Below are 20,015 nucleotides of genomic sequence, written 5' to 3'. Positions count from 1 at the left end.
TGACAGAAATGGGTAGAAGGTGTATAATCTATTTAGAAAAAAATCAAAACAGTTCAGGAGAAAAAACGATGATTTCTATTCATATCTTGATTGCCATGCTGCTTATTTTAGGAGCAGTCCTTGTTCCTTTGGTTTATTTTAAAAAGACCAGGCACATTTCTCTGCTAGTTTTCCTTTTAGGGGGAGTTGGCTTTTATCTGTCTAGTCAGGTTCTGGAAAATATTTTGCACCGTATCGTTTTACAGCCTCAGGCTGATGGGACTATTGCTTTGCAGACGGAAAATCCTTGGCTATACGTTCTTTACGGTATTGCTGCGGCAGCTATTTTTGAAGAAACAGCCCGCTGGGTCATCTTTTACTGGCTGCAGAAGAAGCGTCCACTGACCTTTAGGGATGGTGTGGCCTATGGCTTGGGTCATGGTGGTATTGAGGCTTTGTTTGTTGGTATTGTCAGTCTCTTAAACTTTTGGGTTATAGCTCAGGTAGTGACTCAGGGGAATGCCCAGACACTGGCTCAAATTCCTCAAGCAGTTATTGACAATGTCCGTTCCATGAGTGCTGGCAGCATCTATCTTTTGGTTCTTGAGCGGATCTTGGCTATTCTTATCCAAATCTTGCTGACCTTCTGGGTTTGGAAGGCGGTTAAAGAGAAGGCGCCAGTGTATTTTTTAGCCGCTCTGGGACTTCACGCCCTGATTGACTTAGCTCCTGCTCTGGCTCAGGTAGGCTTTCTTCCGCCACTGGCTGTTGAGGCACTGCTCTTGGTAGAAGTAGTGGCACTAGTCTTTCTGACCAAGAAAATTTTGAAAGTTTACCTGAAAGAAAGGTCTAATCATGGGGATCAGTCAAACGCTTAAAGCTCTAGCTGACCCAGTTCGAAGGGGGATTCTGGAAATGCTCAAGCATGGTCCGAAGTCTGCAGGGGAAATTGCCCAAGCTTTTGAGCTGACGCCTGCGACGGTATCCTACCACCTCTCTCAGCTAAAGAAAGCCGGTCTGCTCATAGAAGAAAAGCAGAAGAACTTTATATATTACAGCTTAGATGTCACTGTTTTTGAAGAAATTCTTGTCTGGTTTCAATCTCTTGGGGGAGGAAATGAAAATGAAAAAAAATAGTTTACAAGAATTAGGTTGGGCGCTTGGACTCATGCTCCTGCCAGTTTTCTATGCCATCTGGAACTATCAAGAATTACCAGATAGCCTAGCGATTCACTTTGACTTATCTGGGGAAGGCGATTCCTTTTTACCTAAGTTTTTAGTAGTTTCGGCTTTTCCAATTGTCATGATGCTGCTAGAAGTTATGATTTATTGGTCTACTGTTGCTAAAGATATCTTAAATCCCACTTTTAAACACCTTATTCGCTGGGTCTTCCCCTTTAGCTTTGTCTTACTCTATATGGCGACTATCTATGGGGGCTTAGACGAGGACTTTGATATCCGTAAAATAGCAACTGTGATCGTTGGTGTGGTTTTTATAATTATGGGAAATTATCTGCCGAAAAAAGTCCAGGCGGATAGAAAACCCATGAATAGAAAGTGGGCACATCTCTTTGTTTTGTTAGGATTTCTTACTTTTATAGTCAGCATTTTCTATTTGTAAGCGGATTTATGCTATAATGGTATCAAGTATCAAATAAAAGGGTTATCATGATTACCAAGGAGCATTATCAATTTATCCGGCAGCACCCTGCCTTTGTCAATCTGCCAGTGGAGCTTTTCGATAAATTAGCAGTGGAGATTCAGTATCGTAAGATTCCTAAAGGACAAATTATCTTTTTTGCGGGGGATCGTCGTGAGCGTCTTTTCCTCTTGTCTCAAGGCTATGTGCGGATTGAGCAGTATGATTCGACAGACACATTTTCTTATATGGATTATGTCAAGAAAAACAGTGTTTTCCCCTATGGAGGTATGTTTTTTGATGAGTGCTATCATTACACAGCCAGCGCTGTCACCAATGTCGAATATTTCTCCATTCCTATTGATTTGTTTGAAGACTATTCAAAGAAGAGTGTGGATCAACTGTTGTTCATTACCAAGCGGCTATCGCAAATCTTGGAATTTCAGGAATTGAGATTGCGCAATGTCGTGGCCGCCAGTGCCAGTGAGCGTGTTATCCAGTCTCTATCACTGCTCTGTATGGATTTGTGCAAGGAGGGAGACAGCCTGCCATTTCCTATCAGTATGAAAGAGTTGGCAAAGCAAATATTCTGATATTAACCATGTACTGATTTTATTTTAAAAAATAAATATTCACAAAAATAATATAATGCATAAAATATTCAAAGAAAACGCTTTAAAGAAGAATATTATAAAAATAGAAATAGAAAAAAGCAAAGGATTTGACATTTGCAATGTAGGCTTTTTCTTGAAAGCGGTAGCATTAAATGCTAGAATAGTACATGTAAACGGGCTTAGGAAAACCTAAACCGCAAAGAAAAAGGAGGATAGTAGATGTCTACACATCCAATTCATGTTTTCTCAGAAATTGGAAAACTGAAAAAAGTTATGTTGCACCGTCCTGGCAAGGAGTTGGAAAACTTGCAGCCGGACTATTTGGAACGTCTTCTTTTTGACGATATTCCTTTCTTGGAAGATGCACAAAAAGAACATGACAACTTTGCTCAAGCGCTTCGCAATGAAGGAGTTGAGGTGCTCTATCTTGAGCAGCTGGCTGCTGAGTCACTGACTTCTCCAGAAATCCGCGAGCAATTCATCGAAGAATATCTGGAAGAGGCCAATATTCGTGGCCGTGAAACCAAGAAGGCTATTCGCGAACTGCTCCATGGTATCAAAGACAACCAAGAGTTGGTTGAAAAAACAATGGCAGGGGTTCAAAAAGTTGAATTACCAGAAATTCCTGAAGAAGCAAAAGGCTTGACTGACTTGGTAGAATCTGATTATCCATTCGCTATTGATCCGATGCCAAACCTTTACTTCACACGTGACCCGTTTGCTACGATTGGTAATGCAGTATCGCTTAACCACATGTATGCGGATACTCGTAATCGTGAAACTCTCTACGGTAAATACATCTTCAAATACCACCCAGTATATGGTGGAAAAGTAGATTTGGTATACAATCGTGAAGAAGATACACGTATCGAAGGTGGGGACGAACTGGTTCTTTCAAAAGATGTGCTGGCGGTTGGTATTTCACAACGTACAGACGCAGCTTCTATCGAAAAACTCTTGGTCAATATCTTCAAGAAAAATGTTGGCTTCAAGAAAGTTTTGGCCTTTGAATTTGCCAACAACCGTAAGTTCATGCACTTAGACACTGTCTTCACTATGGTTGACTACGACAAATTTACGATTCACCCAGAAATCGAAGGCGATCTTCACGTTTACTCTGTAACTTATGTTGATGACAAACTTAAGATTGTTGAAGAAAAAGGTGATTTGGCAGAAATCTTGGCAGAAAACCTTGGTGTAGAAAAAGTTCACCTGATTCGCTGTGGCGGTGGCAATATCGTAGCTGCTGCGCGTGAGCAGTGGAATGACGGTTCTAACACTTTGACCATCGCACCTGGTGTGGTAGTGGTGTATGACCGTAATACAGTTACTAACAAGATTTTGGAAGAATACGGCTTGCGTTTGATCAAGATCCGCGGAAGTGAATTGGTTCGCGGTCGTGGTGGACCACGCTGTATGTCTATGCCATTTGAACGTGAAGAAATTTAGGAATCCAGTATTTTACTAATACTCAAAGAATAGAAAGAGGAAATAATAGAATGACACATTCAGTATTCCAAGGACGTAGCTTCTTAGCAGAAAAAGACTTTAGCCGTGCTGAGTTAGAATACCTTATCGGTCTTTCAGCTCACTTGAAAGATTTGAAAAAACGCAACATTCAACACCACTATCTTGCTGGCAAGAATATCGCTCTCTTGTTTGAAAAAACATCTACTCGTACTCGTGCAGCTTTTACAACAGCGGCTATTGACCTAGGAGCACATCCAGAATACCTTGGTGCTAACGATATCCAGCTTGGCAAGAAAGAATCTACAGAAGATACTGCTAAAGTTTTGGGCCGTATGTTTGACGGGATTGAATTCCGCGGCTTCAGCCAACGCATGGTAGAAGAATTGGCAGAATTCTCAGGTGTTCCAGTATGGAATGGTCTGACTGACGAATGGCACCCAACTCAAATGTTGGCTGACTACTTGACTGTTCAAGAAAACTTTGGCCGTCTGGAAGGCTTGACATTGGTATACTGTGGTGATGGACGTAACAACGTTGCCAACAGTTTGCTGGTAACAGGAGCTATCCTTGGCGTCAACGTTCACATCTTCTCACCAAAAGAACTCTTCCCAGAAAAAGAAATCGTTGAATTGGCAGAAGGCTTTGCTAAAGAAAGCGGCGCTCGTGTGCTGATTACCGAAGATGCTGACGAAGCAGTTAAAGGCGCTGATGTTCTTTACACAGACGTTTGGGTATCAATGGGTGAAGAAGACAAGTTTGCAGAACGCGTTGCCCTCCTCAAACCTTACCAAGTTAACATGGAACTGGTTAAGAAAGCTGACAATGAAGACCTTATCTTCCTGCACTGCTTACCTGCTTTCCACGATACAAATACTATTTACGGTAAAGATGTCGCCGAAAAATTCGGCGTAGAAGAAATGGAAGTAACAGACGAAGTATTCCGTAGCAAATACGCTCGTCATTTCGACCAAGCAGAAAACCGTATGCACACTATCAAAGCGGTTATGGCTGCAACTCTTGGGAACCTCTACATTCCAAAAGTATAATCTTACATAAGAAACAGTCTACCAACAGCTATGAGGGCTGCGACTAATAGCTTTAGTCCGGCCCTCTTTTATATGATAAGGAATGCTTATTTNCTTATTGAAAATTTGAAAATCTACTAAAATAAATTGGAAGCGCATTCTTTGGAGTGCATTAAAGGAGAATTAAATGGCAAATCGTAAAATCGTTGTAGCCTTGGGAGGAAACGCCATCCTTTCATCTGACCCATCAGCGAAAGCACAGCAGGAAGCCTTGGTGGAAACAGCTAAACACTTGGTGAAATTGATTAAAAACGGAGATGATCTTATAATTACCCACGGAAATGGTCCGCAAGTAGGAAACTTGCTGCTGCAACACTTGGCAGCTGACTCTGAAAAGAATCCTGCCTTCCCGCTAGACTCTCTTGTGGCTATGACAGAAGGCAGCATTGGCTTCTGGCTGCAAAATGCTCTGCAAAATGCTCTCTTGGATGAAGGTATCGAAAAGAATGTCGCTTCTGTTGTGACGCAAGTAGTAGTTGATAAGAACGATCCAGCTTTTGTCAACCTCAGCAAGCCAATTGGTCCTTTCTACTCAGAAGAAGAAGCAAAAGCAGAAGCTGAAAAGAGCGGAGCGACTTTCAAAGAGGATGCTGGCCGCGGTTGGCGTAAGGTTGTTGCTTCACCAAAACCAGTGGATATCAAGGAAATTGAAACGATCCGTACGCTTTTGAATCAAGGTCAAGTAGTAGTAGCTGCGGGTGGCGGCGGAATTCCTGTCGTCAAAGAAGAGAATGGCCATCTTACTGGTGTTGAAGCCGTTATTGACAAGGACTTTGCTTCTCAGCGCTTAGCAGAGTTGGTTGATGCAGACCTCTTCATCGTCTTGACTGGTGTGGACTATGTCTTTGTTAACTACAACAAACCAGATCAAGCAAAACTGGAACATGTGAATGTTGCTCAGTTGGAAGAATACATCAAGCAAGAACAATTTGCACCAGGCAGCATGCTTCCAAAAGTAGAAGCAGCTATCGCCTTTGTCAATGGCCGTCCAGAAGGTAAAGCAGTTATCACATCTCTGGAAAATCTGGGTGCTCTGATTGAGTCTGAGAGCGGTACGATTATTGAAAAAGGCTAGGCATAGAGCTGATTGAAAAGCGATAGTAAGTAATCTCTATTGCTGATGGAAGTATTTTCCTGAAAATCTTTGATTATTTTCAAAAATACTGGCTTTTTCAATATTAATATGGTAAAATAAAGTAAGCGTTTTCTTGTTTACTCATGCAGGGAAATGCAGGTTCGTAACCTCGTAAAAAACGTTTAGGAGGAAAAACAAATGAGTGAAAAAACAAAAAAAGGGTTTAAGATGCCTTCATCTTACACCGTATTGTTGATAATCATTGCCATTATGGCAGTGCTGACTTGGATTATCCCAGCCGGGGCTTTTGTAAAAGGTGTTTATCAGCCTCAGCCCCAAAATCCACAAGGAATTTGGGATGTCCTGATGGCACCAATTCGTGCTATGCTGGGCACGCATCCTGAGGAAGGATCCTTGATTAAGGAAACTACAGCTGCGATTGATGTTGCCTTCTTCATCCTAATGGTCGGTGGTTTCCTTGGCGTCGTCAATGAAACTGGCGCTTTGGATGTGGGAATTGCCTCTATTGTTAAGAAATACAAGGGTCGCGAAAAGATGCTGATTGTTGTCTTGATGCCTCTCTTTGCTCTTGGTGGTACAACCTATGGTATGGGTGAGGAAACCATGGCCTTCTATCCGCTTTTGGTACCAGTGATGATGGCGGTTGGTTTTGACAGTCTGACTGGGGTGGCTATTATCTTGCTTGGTTCGCAAATCGGATGTTTGGCTTCTACACTAAATCCATTTGCAACGGGTATCGCTTCAGCGACTGCTGGTGTCGGAACTGGTGAAGGGATTGTCCTTCGTCTCATCTTCTTGGTTGTTCTGACTGCTCTCAGTACTTGGTTTGTGTACCGCTATGCGGATAAGATTCAAAAAGATCCGACCAAGTCATTGGTTTACAGCACTCGAGAAGAAGATTTGAAACACTTTAACGTTGAAACTTCTTCATCTGTTGAGTCAACTCTGAGCAAGAAACAAAGAATTGTTCTATTCCTGTTCATCATGACATTTGTCCTTATGGTATTGAGTTTCATTCCTTGGACAGATCTCGGTATTACTATCTTTAAGGACTTCAATGCTTGGCTGACTGGACTTCCAGTTCTTGGTCAGATTATTGGTTCATCTACTTCCGCACTGGGTACTTGGTACTTCCCAGAAGGAGCTATGCTCTTTGCTTTCATGGGAATCCTGATTGGTGCTGTGTACGGTCTCAAGGAAGACAAGATTATCTCTGCCTTTATGAACGGTGCAGCTGATCTGCTTAGTGTAGCCCTAATCGTAGCAATCGCCCGTGGTATCCAAGTTATCATGAACGACGGTATGATTACAGACACTATCCTCAATTGGGGTAAACAAGGACTCAGCGGTCTTTCATCACAAGTATTTATCGTCTTGACCTACATTTTCTACCTGCCAATGTCCTTCCTTATCCCATCATCATCTGGTCTAGCTAGTGCAACTATGGGAATCATGGCTCCGATGGGAGAATTTGTCAATGTCAAGGCTAGCTTGATCATCACAGCTTATCAGTCTGCTTCAGGTGTGCTGAACCTGGTTGCTCCAACTTCTGGTATCGTTATGGGAGCCTTGGCACTCGGACGTATCAATATCGGAACTTGGTGGAAATTTATCGGCAAGCTGATTGTAGCTATCATTGCTATCAGTATTGCTCTCTTACTCCTAGGAACATTCTTACCGTTCCTATAAGCTAGAAGCTGAGGTGATTCCATGAAAAATTTTATAACGGAAGAAGTTAAAGAAGATTTTCTTGAATCTTTGAAAACAATCGTTTCTTATCCTTCAGTACTAAATGAAGGTCAAAATGGAACACCTTTTGGACAAGCTATCCAGGATGTCCTAGAAAAAACTTTAGAAATCTGTCGAGAGTTAGGTTTTACAACCTACCTCGACCCTAAAGGTTATTACGGATATGCAGAAATCGGTCATGGAGCTCAGCTCCTGGCCGTTCTCTGTCATTTGGATGTTGTTCCATCAGGTGATGAGTCGGACTGGCAGACGCCTCCCTTTGAAGCCACTGTCAAAGATGGCTGGATTTTTGGTCGTGGGGTGCAGGACGACAAGGGACCTTCCATGGCCGCTCTTTATGCTGTAAAAGCATTGCTAGACAGCGGAGTAGAATTTAAAAAGCGGGTTCGCTTTATCTTTGGTACAGATGAGGAGACGCTTTGGCGCTGTATGGGAAGATACAACCAGCTAGAAGAGCAGGCGACAATTGGTTTTGCACCAGACTCTTCTTTCCCTTTGACTTATGGTGAGAAGGGGCTTCTTCAGCTTAAGCTGAAAGGGCCTGGCTCTGACACTATAGAGCTCGAAGCTGGTCAAGCTTTTAATGTTGTTCCTGCCAAGGCTTCCTATTCGGGCAGCCTACTAGAGTCAGTCGTTGCAGGATTGGAAGATTTAGGTTATGAATATGAGCGAACGGCAGAAGAAGTAACGGTTATCGGCTTGCCCAAGCACGCCAAGGATGCCGCCCAAGGAATCAATGCCATTATTCGCCTAGCTAAGGTCTTGCAGTCCTTGGATTCGCATCCGGCTCTTGCATTTCTGGCTCAGGCGGTCGGTGAAGATGCAACAGGCAGCCATCTCTTTGGTCCTGTGTCTGATGAACCGACGGGCTTTCTTTCCTTTAATGTTGCTGGTCTGACTTTAAGCTCTGACCGCTCTGAGATTCGGATTGACATGCGGATTCCGGTCTTGGCAGACAAGGATAAGTTGGTTGAAAAGCTGGCAGAGATAGCCAGTCAATACGAGCTGACCTATCAGGAGTTTGATTATTTGGCTCCGCTTTACGTACCTTTGGACAGCGAGTTGGTCAGCACCCTGATGGCAATTTATCAGGAGAAAACAGGAGACAACAGTCCAGCCATGTCTTCGGGTGGAGCAACCTTTGCTCGTACTATGCCTAACTGTGTTGCCTTCGGCGCTCTCTTTCCGGGAGCTGATCAGACAGAGCATCAGGTCAATGAACGATTGCTCTTAGATGATCTGTATCGGGCCATGGATATTTACGCGGAAGCCATTTATCGTTTGGCTACGACACCTTAAATGAACCATCTTCAAATCATATTTGTAGTGCATTGCTATGGTCAAGTATGGCTTGCTGATTTACTAATGGGTTTCATTGAGCAAAAATCGTAAATAGAAAAAGCTGAGGCAATTTTGTCTCAGCTTTTATTTACTAAAGAAAAATGGTGGGGTGAATTCTTTGAGTTTCTCAAAGCAGTCAAGGGCACCTTGGTTATCCTCGCAGATAATCAGACAGACGTCATCACCACAGACAGTAGCAACAATCTGCGGCAGCTCTAGAGCGTCTAAGATTGCACCGAAAGACTGGGCCAGACCAGGCAGGGTTTTCATGACGACTTGGTTTTGAACTGGCCGCAGCATGACCAAAGCATCCTCCATATAGAAACGGAGACGTTTTTCCCAACGGGATGGTGCGATGCTATTGATGATATAGTAGGAAGTATCGTTCTCACTGACCTTGACCAGATTGAGTGCTTTCATATCTCGTGAAAGGGTAGACTGAGTCACGACGACGCCGTTGGCTTCCAAATGCTCCTGAAGTTCTTGCTGGGTATGTATTTTTTTCTCCATGATTAAGGAGCGGATGAGACGGTGTCTGCTTTCAATTTTATTCATAAATTTTCACCTATAGTTATTTGATAAACATAGCATCACCAAAGCTGAAGAAGCGATAGCGCTCAGCAATAGCGTGCTCATAAGCTTTAAGCGTTAAGGAACGTCCGGCAAAGGCAGAGACTAACATGACCAGAGTTGACTTGGGCAGGTGGAAGTTGGTTGAAAAAGCATCAACGACCTTCCAATCGTATCCAGGCTTGATAAAAATATTGGTCCAGCCAGAGTCAGCCTGAATCTGCCCCTGGAATTTACTACCAATTGTCTCCAAGGTGCGGATAGATGTCGTGCCGACTGCAATGACACGGCCTCCCTTAGCCTTGACCTGACGGAGTATCTGGGCAGCTTCTTCGGACAGACTGTAAAATTCGGAGTGCATCTCGTGATCATCTAAGCTGTCCACAGAAACCGGTCGGAAAGTTCCCAGTCCGACATGAAGGGTCAGATAGACCAGTTTGACTCCCTTGGCAGCAATCTGCTCTAGCAGCTCTTCTGTGAAATGAAGTCCAGCAGTTGGCGCAGCAGCAGAGCCGTTTTCCTTGGCATAGACAGTCTGGTAGCGTTCGCGGTCTGACAGTTTTTCGTGGATATAAGGCGGAAGCGGCATTTCTCCCAAACTTTCCAAGACCTCTAGGAAAATCCCTTCGTAGCCAAAGCACACAATTCGTCCGCCATGCTCAAGCTCATCTACCACAGTAGCAGTTAAGCGGCCATCGCCAAAGGAAATCTGAGCACCTACTCTGAGGCGCTTGGCTGGCTTGGCTAGCACTTCCCAGTCATCTCCCTGAGTATTTTTCAGCAGTAGCAGCTCGACATGGCCTCCTGTCTCAGGTTTGATACCATAAAGGCGGGCAGGCAGGACACGCGTATTATTCATAACTAGGGCATCGCCGGGCTGGAGCTGATCAATAATCTGGTCAAAGTGCTGGTCGGAGAAGGTCCCCGTTTCTTTATCAACCACTAGCAAGCGGGAAGCATCCCTTTTCTCTAAAGGCGTCTGAGCAATCAGTTCTTCGGGCAAGTCAAAATCAAAATCAGCGGTATTCATCGTATCTCCTTATATTGTTTTCATCAGCCAGAGTAGGTAGGCGGCTAGTAGGAAGGGACTAGCTGTAAGCAAGCCACCCAAAATCAAACTTAGCATCTGCAAGCCTGGCTGTTTTTTTATGAGGAAACTCAAGCTGCAGAGTAAGACTCCGACAAAAAATAAAATCAATAAAACAATCAGTAAAAACATGTCTCTATTATAACACGATTTGCCGCAAAAGGAAGCAAGCACGACTAGAAAGTATGTCTATTTTGCAGACTTTTTCTTGACAAAAATTGGTCTATACCATATAATAGAATTAAGAAAAGATGTGGAGGTGGAAAATGAAAATTATTCAAGTGGAAAACCAAGTAGAAGGTGGCAAAGTAGCTCTTGAACTGCTTAAAGAAAAGCTAGCTCAAGGAGCAAAAACTTTGGGGTTGGCCACAGGAAGCAGCCCAGAAGAATTTTACAAGCAGATTGTTGAGAGCGACCTTGATTTTTCAGAGATGACCAGTGTCAATCTGGATGAATATGTCGGTTTGCAGGTGGAGGATCCTCAGTCTTATCGTTATTTCATGAATCAGCACCTCTTTAACCAAAAGCCTTTTAAAGCAAGCTTCCTGCCTAATGGAGCAGCGAAAGATTTAGAAGCAGAAGTGGCGAGGTACAATCAGCTTCTTACAGAGCATCCAGCTGATTTGCAGATTTTGGGAATTGGTACGAATGGTCATATCGGTTTCAATGAGCCGGGGACCAGTTTTGACAGCCAGACTCACTTAGTGGATCTGACACCGTCCACCATTCAGTCCAATGCTCGATTCTTCAACAAGATGGAAGATGTTCCGACTCAGGCTATTTCCATGGGGATTGGCAACATTCTCAATGCTAAGTCCATCATCCTCTTTGCTTACGGTTCAGCTAAGGCCAAGGCTATAGCAGGGACTGTTGAGGGGGAAGTGACAGAGGAGCTGCCAGGCAGTGCTCTCCAGAAGCATCCGGATGTTGTAATTATCGCTGATAAGGAAGCACTTAGCTTGTTAAAACACTAAGATTTTAATGTTGTTGCTATAAAACTAGTTTTGCCAGATAAAAGTCTCTTAATTTCCTATCTATTTTTTTAGGTAGGATTTTTAGATTTATGGTTGACTTTGCGTAAAATATGATATACTAGATAGGTATAATTGTTCTTTGGAGGATCCTGTGAAGAAAAAGCTTTTGTTATTGGGAATTGTGTTCCTGACCTCGTTAGCACCACTAGCTGCTAGGGCTGATGAATTGGTGGATATGGCTAAAAAAATGTATCCGCATGATAATGTTCAGGCGATTAATCGTCCCAAGTCTTCTCTCGTTATTGACGGCAGTACAGGTGATGTTGTCTGGGAGGATAATGTTGATGAGGTGCGTGACCCAGCTAGTATGAGTAAGCTCATGACGCTTTACTTGGTCTTTGAAGCGATTAAGGAAGGAAAAATCAGCGAAAAGACGGTCATTACAGCTACACCTCAGGATCAGGCTACCGCTAATATTTATGAAATTTCTAATAATAAAATTGTCGCTGGTGTGGACTATACCGTATCTGAGCTGATTACCATGACAATCGTGCCGTCATCCAATGCGACAACCGTTATGCTGGCCAATTATCTATCGGACAATGATCCAGATGCTTTCTTGGATCGGATGAATGCCAAGGCTCAAGAGCTGGGTATGACGAATACCAAGTGGTTCAATGCCAGCGGTGCAGCAGCGATTTCTTTCAAGGGATATTACAATCCTCAGAATTACGATAATACTCTCAGCAATCAGACAACAGCCCGTGATTTGGCGATTCTGGCCTACAACTTTGTCAACCACCATCCTGAGATTCTAAACTATACTAATAAAGCAAAGGTTACGGTTAAAGCTGGAACTCCTTACGAGGAAACCTTTGAAACCTATAATTACTCCCTGCCGGGTGCTAAATACGCACTCAAGGGCGTAGATGGCATGAAGACAGGCTCTAGTCCTAACGGTGCTTTCAACTATATCGCGACCATTAAGCGTGGAGATCAGCGCATGATTGCTGTGATTATGGGAGTCGGTGACTGGTCTGACCAAGACGGTGAGTATTACCGCCATCCTTTTGGTAATGCTTTGATTGAGAAGGCTTATGCGGACTATGAGTACAAAAAACTCTTATCCAAGGGTGAGCAGGAGATTGATGGACAGAAATATAAGCTGCCTGAGGATTTCTACGCTACTGTTAAAAAGGGAACCGAGCCTAAAGTCAAGGTTGAAAACAATGTTCTCAAGGCTGAAAATGGCTTGAAGACCTTGTCGAGCAAGATCTCTGATGAAATGAAAGTCGATAAAGTTGAGAATCCAGTTGCTCAGGCCATTGAAAACGTGACTGGCAGCAAATCAGAAAGCAAGCCTTGGTATGGTGTGTTCTTCAGCGATAAGATGTTGATTCTGCTGCCTGTTGGTATCCTGCTAATCATTCTGTACTTTGAATACCGCAGTCGCCAAAAACGCAAGGCTGCAAAGCAGGAACGTCGTAGAAATACAGATGTTGAATAAAGGGAATGTCCTCTGCCACATACGAACGGAATGACTTTCCAAGCTAAAACTCAGTTCTTTTGCTGAGTTTTCTTTCTGTTTTAAGGAGATTTTCATGAGAAAAAAGTTTCACAACAGCTATCTAGCTCATTTTTTACTCTTTAATTTTTTCTTCTTAGCCTACTCTCTTTTTTCGACCCTGATATCAGTCTATATGCAGGACTTAGGCTATTCTAATGCTCAAGTATCGCTAGTAGTGTCGTCTTCGTTCTTTGCCTCCATGTTGGCTCAGCCAATTTTTGGAGTTCTCAGCGATGCTTTGGGAATTAAAAAGATCTTCCTTTTTAGCTTTCTAGTTATGATGGTTGGGGCTGTATTTTTCATGAAAGCGACTCAGCTTTGGCAGTTACTGGTCTGGTATAGCCTAGTTCTCATGTTGGTTAACGGGGTCAATCCAGTCATGGATGTTCTTGCGGCCCAAAGTCCTTATACTTATGGCAAGATTCGGATTTGGGGAACCATTGGCTATGCCTTAGGCTCTCAGCTAGCAGGATTGATTTATCAAAGAGTCGCACCGCAGGCTATTTTCCCAGTCTTTATTGGCATGACGCTTATCAGCAGCATAGGACTTTTGGGAATCCAGCCCAAGCACGACCGAGCAGCCCTAGAAAGCAGAAATACCCACAAGCAGACAGGTCTGGGGAAGTTCTTGACCAACAAAACCTACCTCTTTTACCTACTTTTGGTCGCCCTTTACTCTGGAGTGGGGAATACTGGTCATACCTATATCCCTGCCATGCTACAGCATAGTGGCTTAGAGGTGGATATGGCTTCGACTGTCGTTGCCTTATCAGTTCTGGTTGAAGCGCCTTTTATTTTTTATTCCTATCTCTTTATGGACAAGATTTCGATGAAAAAGCTTCTTTATATCTGTCTGGGAATCATCTTTCTCCAGTACAGCGTTTATGCCTTGGACCTAGGTTTGATTTCGAAAATCGGGATGACTCTCCTTTCCAAGCACGTGACCGGCATGGTTTTGATTATGGTGACTTTAAAAATCGTAGCCAGCTTGGTCGATGAAAAATATCTGGTAACTGCCATTGCTCTGGTCCAGACAGCCCGCAGTCTAGGAACCATTCTCATTCAAAATCTGGCCGGCCATTTTCTGGACAGTTGGGGTTACGAAGGAATGAACCTTTTTCTAGCAGCTATTATCTGTCTAGTCTGCCTGCTGACCCTCTTTCTGAAATTACCAGAACGAAAAGGAAATCAATTATTTGGATAATGAAAAACGAGTCGGAGAGATGTTCTCTTGACTCGTTTTTTTGACAGTGTAGATCTTTTCTCTTTTCTTTTGCGAATATTTTAGTAAATGAGAGAATTTTTTAGAGGGGGCTGGGATATGTTTGTGGCGCGAAATCATAAGGGACTTTTGTGTAATGCTCTGGAGGAGAAGATTGAGAAGGGGGCTGATTTCGTCTGCCCGGCTTGTTCAGGGGCAGTCCGTTTTAAAAAAGGGAAAGTTATGCAGCCGCATTTTGCGCATGTTTCGTTAGAGCAGTGCCACTTTTACAGGGAAAATGAGAGCGCTGAGCACCTGAACCTTAAGGCGGAGCTTTTTCGCTGGGCTGTCCAGACAGAAGAAGTTGAGGTGGAGGCTTTTTTGCCTGCTCTGCAGCAGATTGCTGATCTACTGGTTGATGAAAAACTGGCGCTTGAAGTCCAATGCAGTCCCCTAAGTATAGAACGGCTGCAGGAACGGACGCTTTCTTACCGCCAGCATGGCTATCAGGTTCTCTGGCTTTTGGGGCGAAAACTTTGGCTCAAGGATTCCCTAACTCGCCTGCAGAAGGATTTTCTCTATTTTAGTAAAAATATGGGCTTTCATCTTTGGGAGCTGGATCAAGAAAAGCAAGTTCTGCGTCTTAAATACCTGATTCACGAAGATCTGCATGGAAAAGTCCAACACAAGACTAAGAACTTTCCCTTTGGTCACGGTCAGCTTTTGGATATTTTGCGTTTGCCCTTTCAAAAGCAGGAGATGAACAGCTTTCTGGCCCAGCAAGATCCGCACATCTGCAATTATATCCGTCGTCAGCTTTATTACCAACAGCCTCGATGGATGCGGCTGCAGGCCCAGCTCTACCAGAATGGGGATAATCTCTTGACTAAGACTGCAGAGGATTTCTATCCACAGGTTCGACCAATACAGGCGGGCTCCTTCTGTCAGATAACTACTGACCTGACTGGCTATTATCAGCAGTTTGATAATTATTACGCCAATCTCCAGCAAAAAAATCTGCAAATTGTTTATTCACCGGCTTTTTATGAGATGACAAGAGAAAATTGCTAAGTATCGTTAGTTTCCCATTGATGAAGCCATAAACTTTTAGTTATCCTTTCAGTTTTAGAATATTTGAGAATCCTGTATAATATAATAAAGTAATAAGTTAGATAGTTAAAAATTCTAAATCGTGCTAATTCAGCTAGCTTTAGCAAAGATGAGAAATGAAAGGAGCCACTATGAAAAAAATTTTTGTAATCTTTCTGAGTATCATCACGCTCAGTTCAGCTATGCTTTTAGGAGGTTGCAGTATGCTAAACAGTCGGTCAGAAAAAGAAGAAATGATTCAAATTGCAGAGAGTAAAAAGATGAAGGGTGTCATTGAGGAAGGGCTGAAAAAGATTGACCCTCAAGCATTAACTCCTGAAGGGAAAATTAAAAGTTATGAAATTGATAAGAAGTCACTGACTCAGAACCCAATGGGAGGATTAATGTTTGATTTAATTATTAATGGTGATAAAGAACTAACATTAGGCTATGTTATTACAGAGGACGAAAATGGCAAATTTCACAAAAATGGGACTGTTTGNTCACCGAAGCTTACAGAACTATTGGATGAAGAAAATGTAAATAGCAATGAAGAATAAGACTTTTTCTTCATAACTTCCTAGCAATGATTGCGCTATTATGTTCTTTGGAAAAATAGTATAATAATTAATATAAAACGTTAATCTAAATCTATTTTCACATTTCGTTAAGGCATCAACTTTAGTAAAGATAACAAGTTAAAGGAGCCACCATGAAGAAAGTTTTTGTAATATTTCTGACTATCATTATGATTAGTTCAGCCACGTTTCTAGGAGGTTGCAGTATGCCAAGCAGTCGGTCAGAAAAAGAAGAAATGATTCAGATTTCAGAAAGTAAAAAGATGAAGAAAGCCTTGGAAAATTTTCTCAAAGGTTTAGATTCTAAAGCTTTGACACCAGAAGGAAAGATTCAATCCTATGAAATTCAAAAGGAAAAGTTAGATTATAATCCCATGGGTGGACTAAATGTTTATATAATTATTAATAGGGAAGAAAAACTATATATAAATATGACTGTTCAGGAAGAAGAAGCAGGTAATTATGAAGTAGTCAGTTATGGCGTTTCCCAGGAATTAAGTCTGTTAACTGGAGAATGATATGGCTAATAATAAAAACTACACAGATTAACAAATATAGAGGCAGCTCTGGTGGAATATAGACCTTTGAAAGTGGGAGAAAACAACTCAATTAAAGGTGAAAATGGTTATATCGGCACTATCTCCCAAATTTACGAAACGTACAAGTCAATGAAGAATAAGTTTTTTCTACATAACTTCCTAGCAATGATTGTGTTATCATGTTCTTTTTAAAAAACAATGATAATATAAAACATGAATCTAAATCCAGTTTCCCATTTTTGTTAAGGCATCTCGCTTTAGCAAAGATGAGAAGTGAAAGGAGCTATCATGAAGAAAGTTTTTGTCATTTTTCTGAGTATCATCACGCTCAGTTCAGCTATGTTTTTAGGAGGTTGCAGTATGCTAAACAGTCGATCAGAAAAAGAAGAAATGATTCAGATTGCGGAGGGGAAGAAATCGCGGAGAGCAATAGAAGAATTACTGAGACAGGAAGATTCTAAAGCATTGACTGAGGAGGGGATTATAAAAGAATATTCAATAAATAAAGATAAATTAGAGTATAATCCGATGGGTGGCTTAATCGTTGAACTTATAATTAATGATGATCTAGAATTAACAATTACCACAACATTGATGGAAGAGTCTGATGGGAAGCTAGAACATACAGGGTACGTAATTTCTGGTGAGCTGGCAAAGAAGTTGAGGGGAGAATGACATATGATAAAGCATTTAGCGATAAGAAAAAATGAACTCTTTGGAATCTAATTTTTGTTTGGTCAGGAATTAGGTTCAAAGAGTTTTTTTATAAACTAAGTCAGTCTGCATAGCTACTAAGAGATTTTGGTACTTGAGTTTTATAAAAAGTGGAATTTTGTGATAGAATAGGGGAGTCGGAGGGTTTTTTTATGGCAAAACAAAGAAATGAAATTGAAGAAAAATATACTTGGGATTTGAGTACCATTTTCCCAACAGACGAAGCCTTTGAAGCCGAGTTGGCGCAGGTTTCAGAAGAAGTGAAGAAAGCAGCTGGTCTGGCTGGGCATTTGCTGGATTCAGCGGACAGTCTCTTAACAACGACTGAAGTGCAGCTGGACTTGATGCGTCGTATTGAAAAGCTTTATTCTTATGCTCACATGAAGAATGACCAGGATACACGTGTGGCTAAGTACCAAGAGTATCAGGCTAAAGGCATGACTCTTTACAGCGATTTTGGTCAAAGCTTTGCCTTCTACGAGCCCGAATTTATGGCGATTACAGAAGAGCAGTACCAAGCTTTCCTGGCTGAGCAGCCAGGTTTACAACTGTATCAGCATTATTTCGATAAGCTTTTGAAAAAGAAAGCCCACATCTTAACACAGCGTGAAGAGGAGCTACTGGCTGGTGCTGGTGAAATCTTTGGGGCAGCTGGCGAAACCTTTGCTATCTTGGATAATGCAGATATCGTCTTTCCAATGGTGCATGACGAAGATGGAAATGAAGTTCAGCTTAGCCACGGTAACTATATCACCTTGGTCGAGTCTAAGAACCGAGAAGTCCGTAAGGAAGCTTACGAGGCACTTTACAGCGTCTACGAGCAGTATCAGCATACCTATGCCAAAACTCTGCAGACCAATGTCAAGGTTCACAACTACAATGCGAAAGTCCGCAAGTTTTCATCTGCACGTGAAGCGGCCTTGTCATCTGACTTTATTCCAGAAAGTGTTTATGACAGCTTAGTTTCAGCTGTCAATAAGCATTTGCCTCTTTTGCAGCGTTATATTGCTTTGCGAGCGAAGATTTTAGGCATTTCTGACTTGAAGATGTATGATATGTACACACCTTTGTCAGAGACAGACTACAAGTTCACTTATGAGGAAGCCTTGGCTAAGTCTGAGGAAGTTCTGGCTATTCTGGGTGAGGATTATTTGAGCCGAGTCAAGACAGCTTTTTCAGAGCGCTGGATTGATGTTTATGAAAATCAAGGCAAGCGCTCAGGAGCATATTCAGGCGGTTCTTATGATACCAATGCCTTTATGTTGCTCAACTGGCAGGACACGCTGGATAATCTCTTTACCTTGGTGCACGAGACAGGCCACAGTATGCACTCCAGCTACACCCGTGAGACCCAGCCTTATGTCTATGGAGACTATTCTATCTTCCTAGCTGAGATTGCTTCGACGACCAATGAAAATATCTTGACAGAGAAGCTCTTGGAAGAAGTAGAAGACGATGCTACCCGCTTTGCTATCCTCAATCACTTCTTGGATGGTTTCCGAGGCACGGTCTTCCGTCAAACCCAGTTTGCTGAGTTTGAGCATGCAATTCATAAGGCTGACCAAGAAGGACAAGTTTTGACCAGCGAGTTTCTCAATGCACTCTATGCAGACTTAAACGAGAAATACTATGGCTTGAAAAAGGAAGACAATCCGCAGATTCAGTATGAATGGGCACGGATTCCGCATTTCTATTATGATTACTATGTTTTCCAATATTCGACAGGATTTTCAGCGGCTTCTGCCTTGGCTGAAAAGATTGTCCATGGCAGTCAGGAAGACAAGGACAAGTATCTAGACTATCTCAAAGCTGGGAACTCTGACTATCCACTCAATGTCATCAAAAAAGCAGGTGTGGATATGGAGAAAGAAGACTACCTAAATGCTGCTTTTGCTGTCTTTGAGCGTCGTCTGGACGAATTCGAAGCCTTGGTCGAGAAGTTGGGACTGGTATAAGATGGTCGAGACTTATAATCAAAACTCCAATCCCAATATGCGTCGGCCGGTGGTCAAAGAAGAAGTCGTAGACTTTATGAGACAGCGTCTCCAGCCGGTCACTGGTGGACTCAAGGAGCTGGAGAATTTTGCTAGAGCTGAAAATGTGCCCGTGATTCCTCATGAGACAGTGGCTTACTTCCGCCTGCTAGTCGAAAGTCTCCAGCCAGAGAAGATTTTAGAAATTGGGACGGCTATTGGATTTTCGGCCCTTTTGATGGCAGAACATGCTCCTCAGGCCCAGATTACGACTATTGATCGCAATCCAGAGATGATTGAGCTGGCCAAGGCTAATTTTGCCAAGTATGACAGCCGTCAGCAGATCACCCTGCTGGAAGGTGATGCAATGGATTTGCTTGAGACACTGGAGGATTCTTACGACCTTGTCTTTATGGACTCTGCCAAGTCCAAGTATGTAGTCTTTCTGCCCCAAGTCCTCAAGCGCCTTAATCCTGGTGGCCTAGTCCTCATTGATGATGTCTTCCAAGGCGGCGATGTTGCCAAGTCTTTTGAGGACATTAAGCGTGGTCAACGAGCTATTTACCGTGGCTTGCACAGCCTGTTTGATGCAACTTTGGACAGTCCAGATTTAACTTCCAGTCTGCTTCCCTTAGGAGATGGCCTGCTTATGATTAGACAAAAATGACATCTATGATTTTTTCCTAATTTCCAAAAATTTTTAGTAAAATTTAAGATATCAATTCAAATTTGTGCTACAATAGAAAACGT

At 42.6% G+C, this 20,015-nt stretch carries 20 protein-coding genes and 1 pseudogene; 18 read left to right on the top strand and 3 right to left on the bottom strand.

Annotation, left to right across the window (positions count from 1 at the left end):
- The first annotated feature begins 68 nt into the window (after nucleotides 1-68).
- From D8886_RS02400 to D8886_RS02360, 9 genes and pseudogenes are all read left to right on the top strand, one after another.
- Entirely contained in the window at nucleotides 69-857 is a 789-nt protein-coding gene (locus tag D8886_RS02400) for a YhfC family intramembrane metalloprotease (RefSeq protein WP_125434119.1), read from the top strand.
- Nucleotides 835-1,116 (top strand): autorepressor SdpR family transcription factor, encoded by a 282-nt coding sequence (locus tag D8886_RS02395; protein WP_002896078.1) that lies wholly within the window; start codon nucleotides 835-837, stop codon nucleotides 1,114-1,116. The genes D8886_RS02400 and D8886_RS02395 overlap by 23 nt, the downstream gene beginning before the upstream one ends.
- Nucleotides 1,103-1,600, top strand: a complete 498-nt coding sequence (locus D8886_RS02390; RefSeq protein ID WP_125434118.1) for a DUF1648 domain-containing protein — start codon at nucleotides 1,103-1,105, stop codon at nucleotides 1,598-1,600. Before D8886_RS02395 ends, D8886_RS02390 begins: the two co-directional genes overlap by 14 nt.
- Before the next feature lie 47 nt (nucleotides 1,601-1,647).
- A pseudogene (locus D8886_RS02385) lies at nucleotides 1,648-2,199 on the top strand (Crp/Fnr family transcriptional regulator); the annotation flags it as partial.
- 252 nt (nucleotides 2,200-2,451) lie between these two features.
- Nucleotides 2,452-3,681, top strand: coding sequence for an arginine deiminase (gene arcA, locus D8886_RS02380; RefSeq protein ID WP_049544037.1), 1,230 nt, complete (start codon nucleotides 2,452-2,454; stop codon nucleotides 3,679-3,681).
- 50 nt (nucleotides 3,682-3,731) lie between these two features.
- On the top strand, nucleotides 3,732-4,748 hold the full coding sequence (argF, locus tag D8886_RS02375; protein ID WP_049544034.1) for an ornithine carbamoyltransferase: 1,017 nt from the start codon (nucleotides 3,732-3,734) through the stop codon (nucleotides 4,746-4,748).
- Nucleotides 4,749-4,914: 166 nt separating this feature from the next.
- Complete coding sequence (gene arcC / locus D8886_RS02370) at nucleotides 4,915-5,862, top strand: carbamate kinase (RefSeq protein ID WP_049544032.1); 948 nt, start codon at nucleotides 4,915-4,917, stop codon at nucleotides 5,860-5,862.
- 198 nt (nucleotides 5,863-6,060) lie between these two features.
- On the top strand, nucleotides 6,061-7,572 hold the full coding sequence (locus D8886_RS02365; protein ID WP_049544031.1) for a YfcC family protein: 1,512 nt from the start codon (nucleotides 6,061-6,063) through the stop codon (nucleotides 7,570-7,572).
- 21 nt (nucleotides 7,573-7,593) lie between these two features.
- Nucleotides 7,594-8,931 carry a dipeptidase gene (locus D8886_RS02360; RefSeq protein ID WP_125434117.1) on the top strand — a complete coding sequence of 446 codons (1,338 nt, stop codon included), beginning with the start codon at nucleotides 7,594-7,596 and terminating at the stop codon, nucleotides 8,929-8,931.
- A gap of 126 nt (nucleotides 8,932-9,057) precedes the next feature.
- On the opposite strand, the gene D8886_RS02355 is transcribed toward D8886_RS02360, so the two are convergent.
- The 3 genes from D8886_RS02355 to D8886_RS11765 are packed head-to-tail and all read right to left on the bottom strand — an operon-like array spanning nucleotide 9,058 to nucleotide 10,762.
- Nucleotides 9,058-9,528, bottom strand: coding sequence for an arginine repressor (locus tag D8886_RS02355; protein WP_049544027.1), 471 nt, complete (start codon nucleotides 9,526-9,528; stop codon nucleotides 9,058-9,060).
- 16 nt (nucleotides 9,529-9,544) lie between these two features.
- The gene (queA, locus tag D8886_RS02350; protein ID WP_002929805.1) at nucleotides 9,545-10,573 is read right to left on the bottom strand and encodes a tRNA preQ1(34) S-adenosylmethionine ribosyltransferase-isomerase QueA; all 1,029 of its coding nucleotides are present in this window, start codon (nucleotides 10,571-10,573) and stop codon (nucleotides 9,545-9,547) included.
- A 9-nt stretch (nucleotides 10,574-10,582) separates the two neighbouring features.
- The gene (locus D8886_RS11765) at nucleotides 10,583-10,762 is read right to left on the bottom strand and encodes a hypothetical protein (RefSeq protein ID WP_002929807.1); all 180 of its coding nucleotides are present in this window, start codon (nucleotides 10,760-10,762) and stop codon (nucleotides 10,583-10,585) included.
- A gap of 134 nt (nucleotides 10,763-10,896) precedes the next feature.
- On the opposite strand from D8886_RS11765, the gene D8886_RS02340 reads away from it, so the two are divergent.
- From D8886_RS02340 to D8886_RS02300, 9 genes are all read left to right on the top strand, one after another.
- Complete coding sequence (locus D8886_RS02340; RefSeq protein ID WP_032906445.1) at nucleotides 10,897-11,604, top strand: glucosamine-6-phosphate deaminase; 708 nt, start codon at nucleotides 10,897-10,899, stop codon at nucleotides 11,602-11,604.
- A gap of 151 nt (nucleotides 11,605-11,755) precedes the next feature.
- Nucleotides 11,756-13,111 (top strand): DUF1958 domain-containing protein, encoded by a 1,356-nt coding sequence (locus D8886_RS02335; protein WP_125434116.1) that lies wholly within the window; start codon nucleotides 11,756-11,758, stop codon nucleotides 13,109-13,111.
- A gap of 94 nt (nucleotides 13,112-13,205) precedes the next feature.
- Nucleotides 13,206-14,375 (top strand): MFS transporter, encoded by a 1,170-nt coding sequence (locus D8886_RS02330; protein ID WP_125434115.1) that lies wholly within the window; start codon nucleotides 13,206-13,208, stop codon nucleotides 14,373-14,375.
- Nucleotides 14,376-14,492: 117 nt separating this feature from the next.
- Nucleotides 14,493-15,443 (top strand): competence protein CoiA, encoded by a 951-nt coding sequence (locus tag D8886_RS02325; protein WP_049544019.1) that lies wholly within the window; start codon nucleotides 14,493-14,495, stop codon nucleotides 15,441-15,443.
- 170 nt (nucleotides 15,444-15,613) lie between these two features.
- The gene (locus tag D8886_RS02320; protein ID WP_125434114.1) at nucleotides 15,614-16,021 is read left to right on the top strand and encodes a DUF1310 family protein; all 408 of its coding nucleotides are present in this window, start codon (nucleotides 15,614-15,616) and stop codon (nucleotides 16,019-16,021) included.
- A 152-nt stretch (nucleotides 16,022-16,173) separates the two neighbouring features.
- A complete protein-coding gene (locus tag D8886_RS02315; protein WP_125434113.1) occupies nucleotides 16,174-16,557 on the top strand; it encodes a DUF1310 family protein in 384 nt (127 codons plus the stop codon).
- Between the two features lie 309 nt (nucleotides 16,558-16,866).
- Complete coding sequence (locus D8886_RS02310) at nucleotides 16,867-17,253, top strand: DUF1310 family protein (protein ID WP_125434112.1); 387 nt, start codon at nucleotides 16,867-16,869, stop codon at nucleotides 17,251-17,253.
- Between the two features lie 191 nt (nucleotides 17,254-17,444).
- A complete protein-coding gene (pepF, locus tag D8886_RS02305; RefSeq protein WP_125434111.1) occupies nucleotides 17,445-19,247 on the top strand; it encodes an oligoendopeptidase F in 1,803 nt (600 codons plus the stop codon).
- A 1-nt stretch (nucleotide 19,248) separates the two neighbouring features.
- The gene (locus D8886_RS02300; protein WP_125434110.1) at nucleotides 19,249-19,932 is read left to right on the top strand and encodes an O-methyltransferase; all 684 of its coding nucleotides are present in this window, start codon (nucleotides 19,249-19,251) and stop codon (nucleotides 19,930-19,932) included.
- The last annotated feature ends 83 nt before the right edge of the window (nucleotides 19,933-20,015 follow it).

Source organism: Streptococcus sanguinis (assembly GCF_003943655.1).
In the GTDB taxonomy this organism is placed as follows: domain Bacteria; phylum Bacillota; class Bacilli; order Lactobacillales; family Streptococcaceae; genus Streptococcus; species Streptococcus sanguinis_F.
The sequence above is the reverse complement of the archived record's forward strand: the minus strand, read 5'-3'. Positions and strand labels throughout refer to the sequence as shown.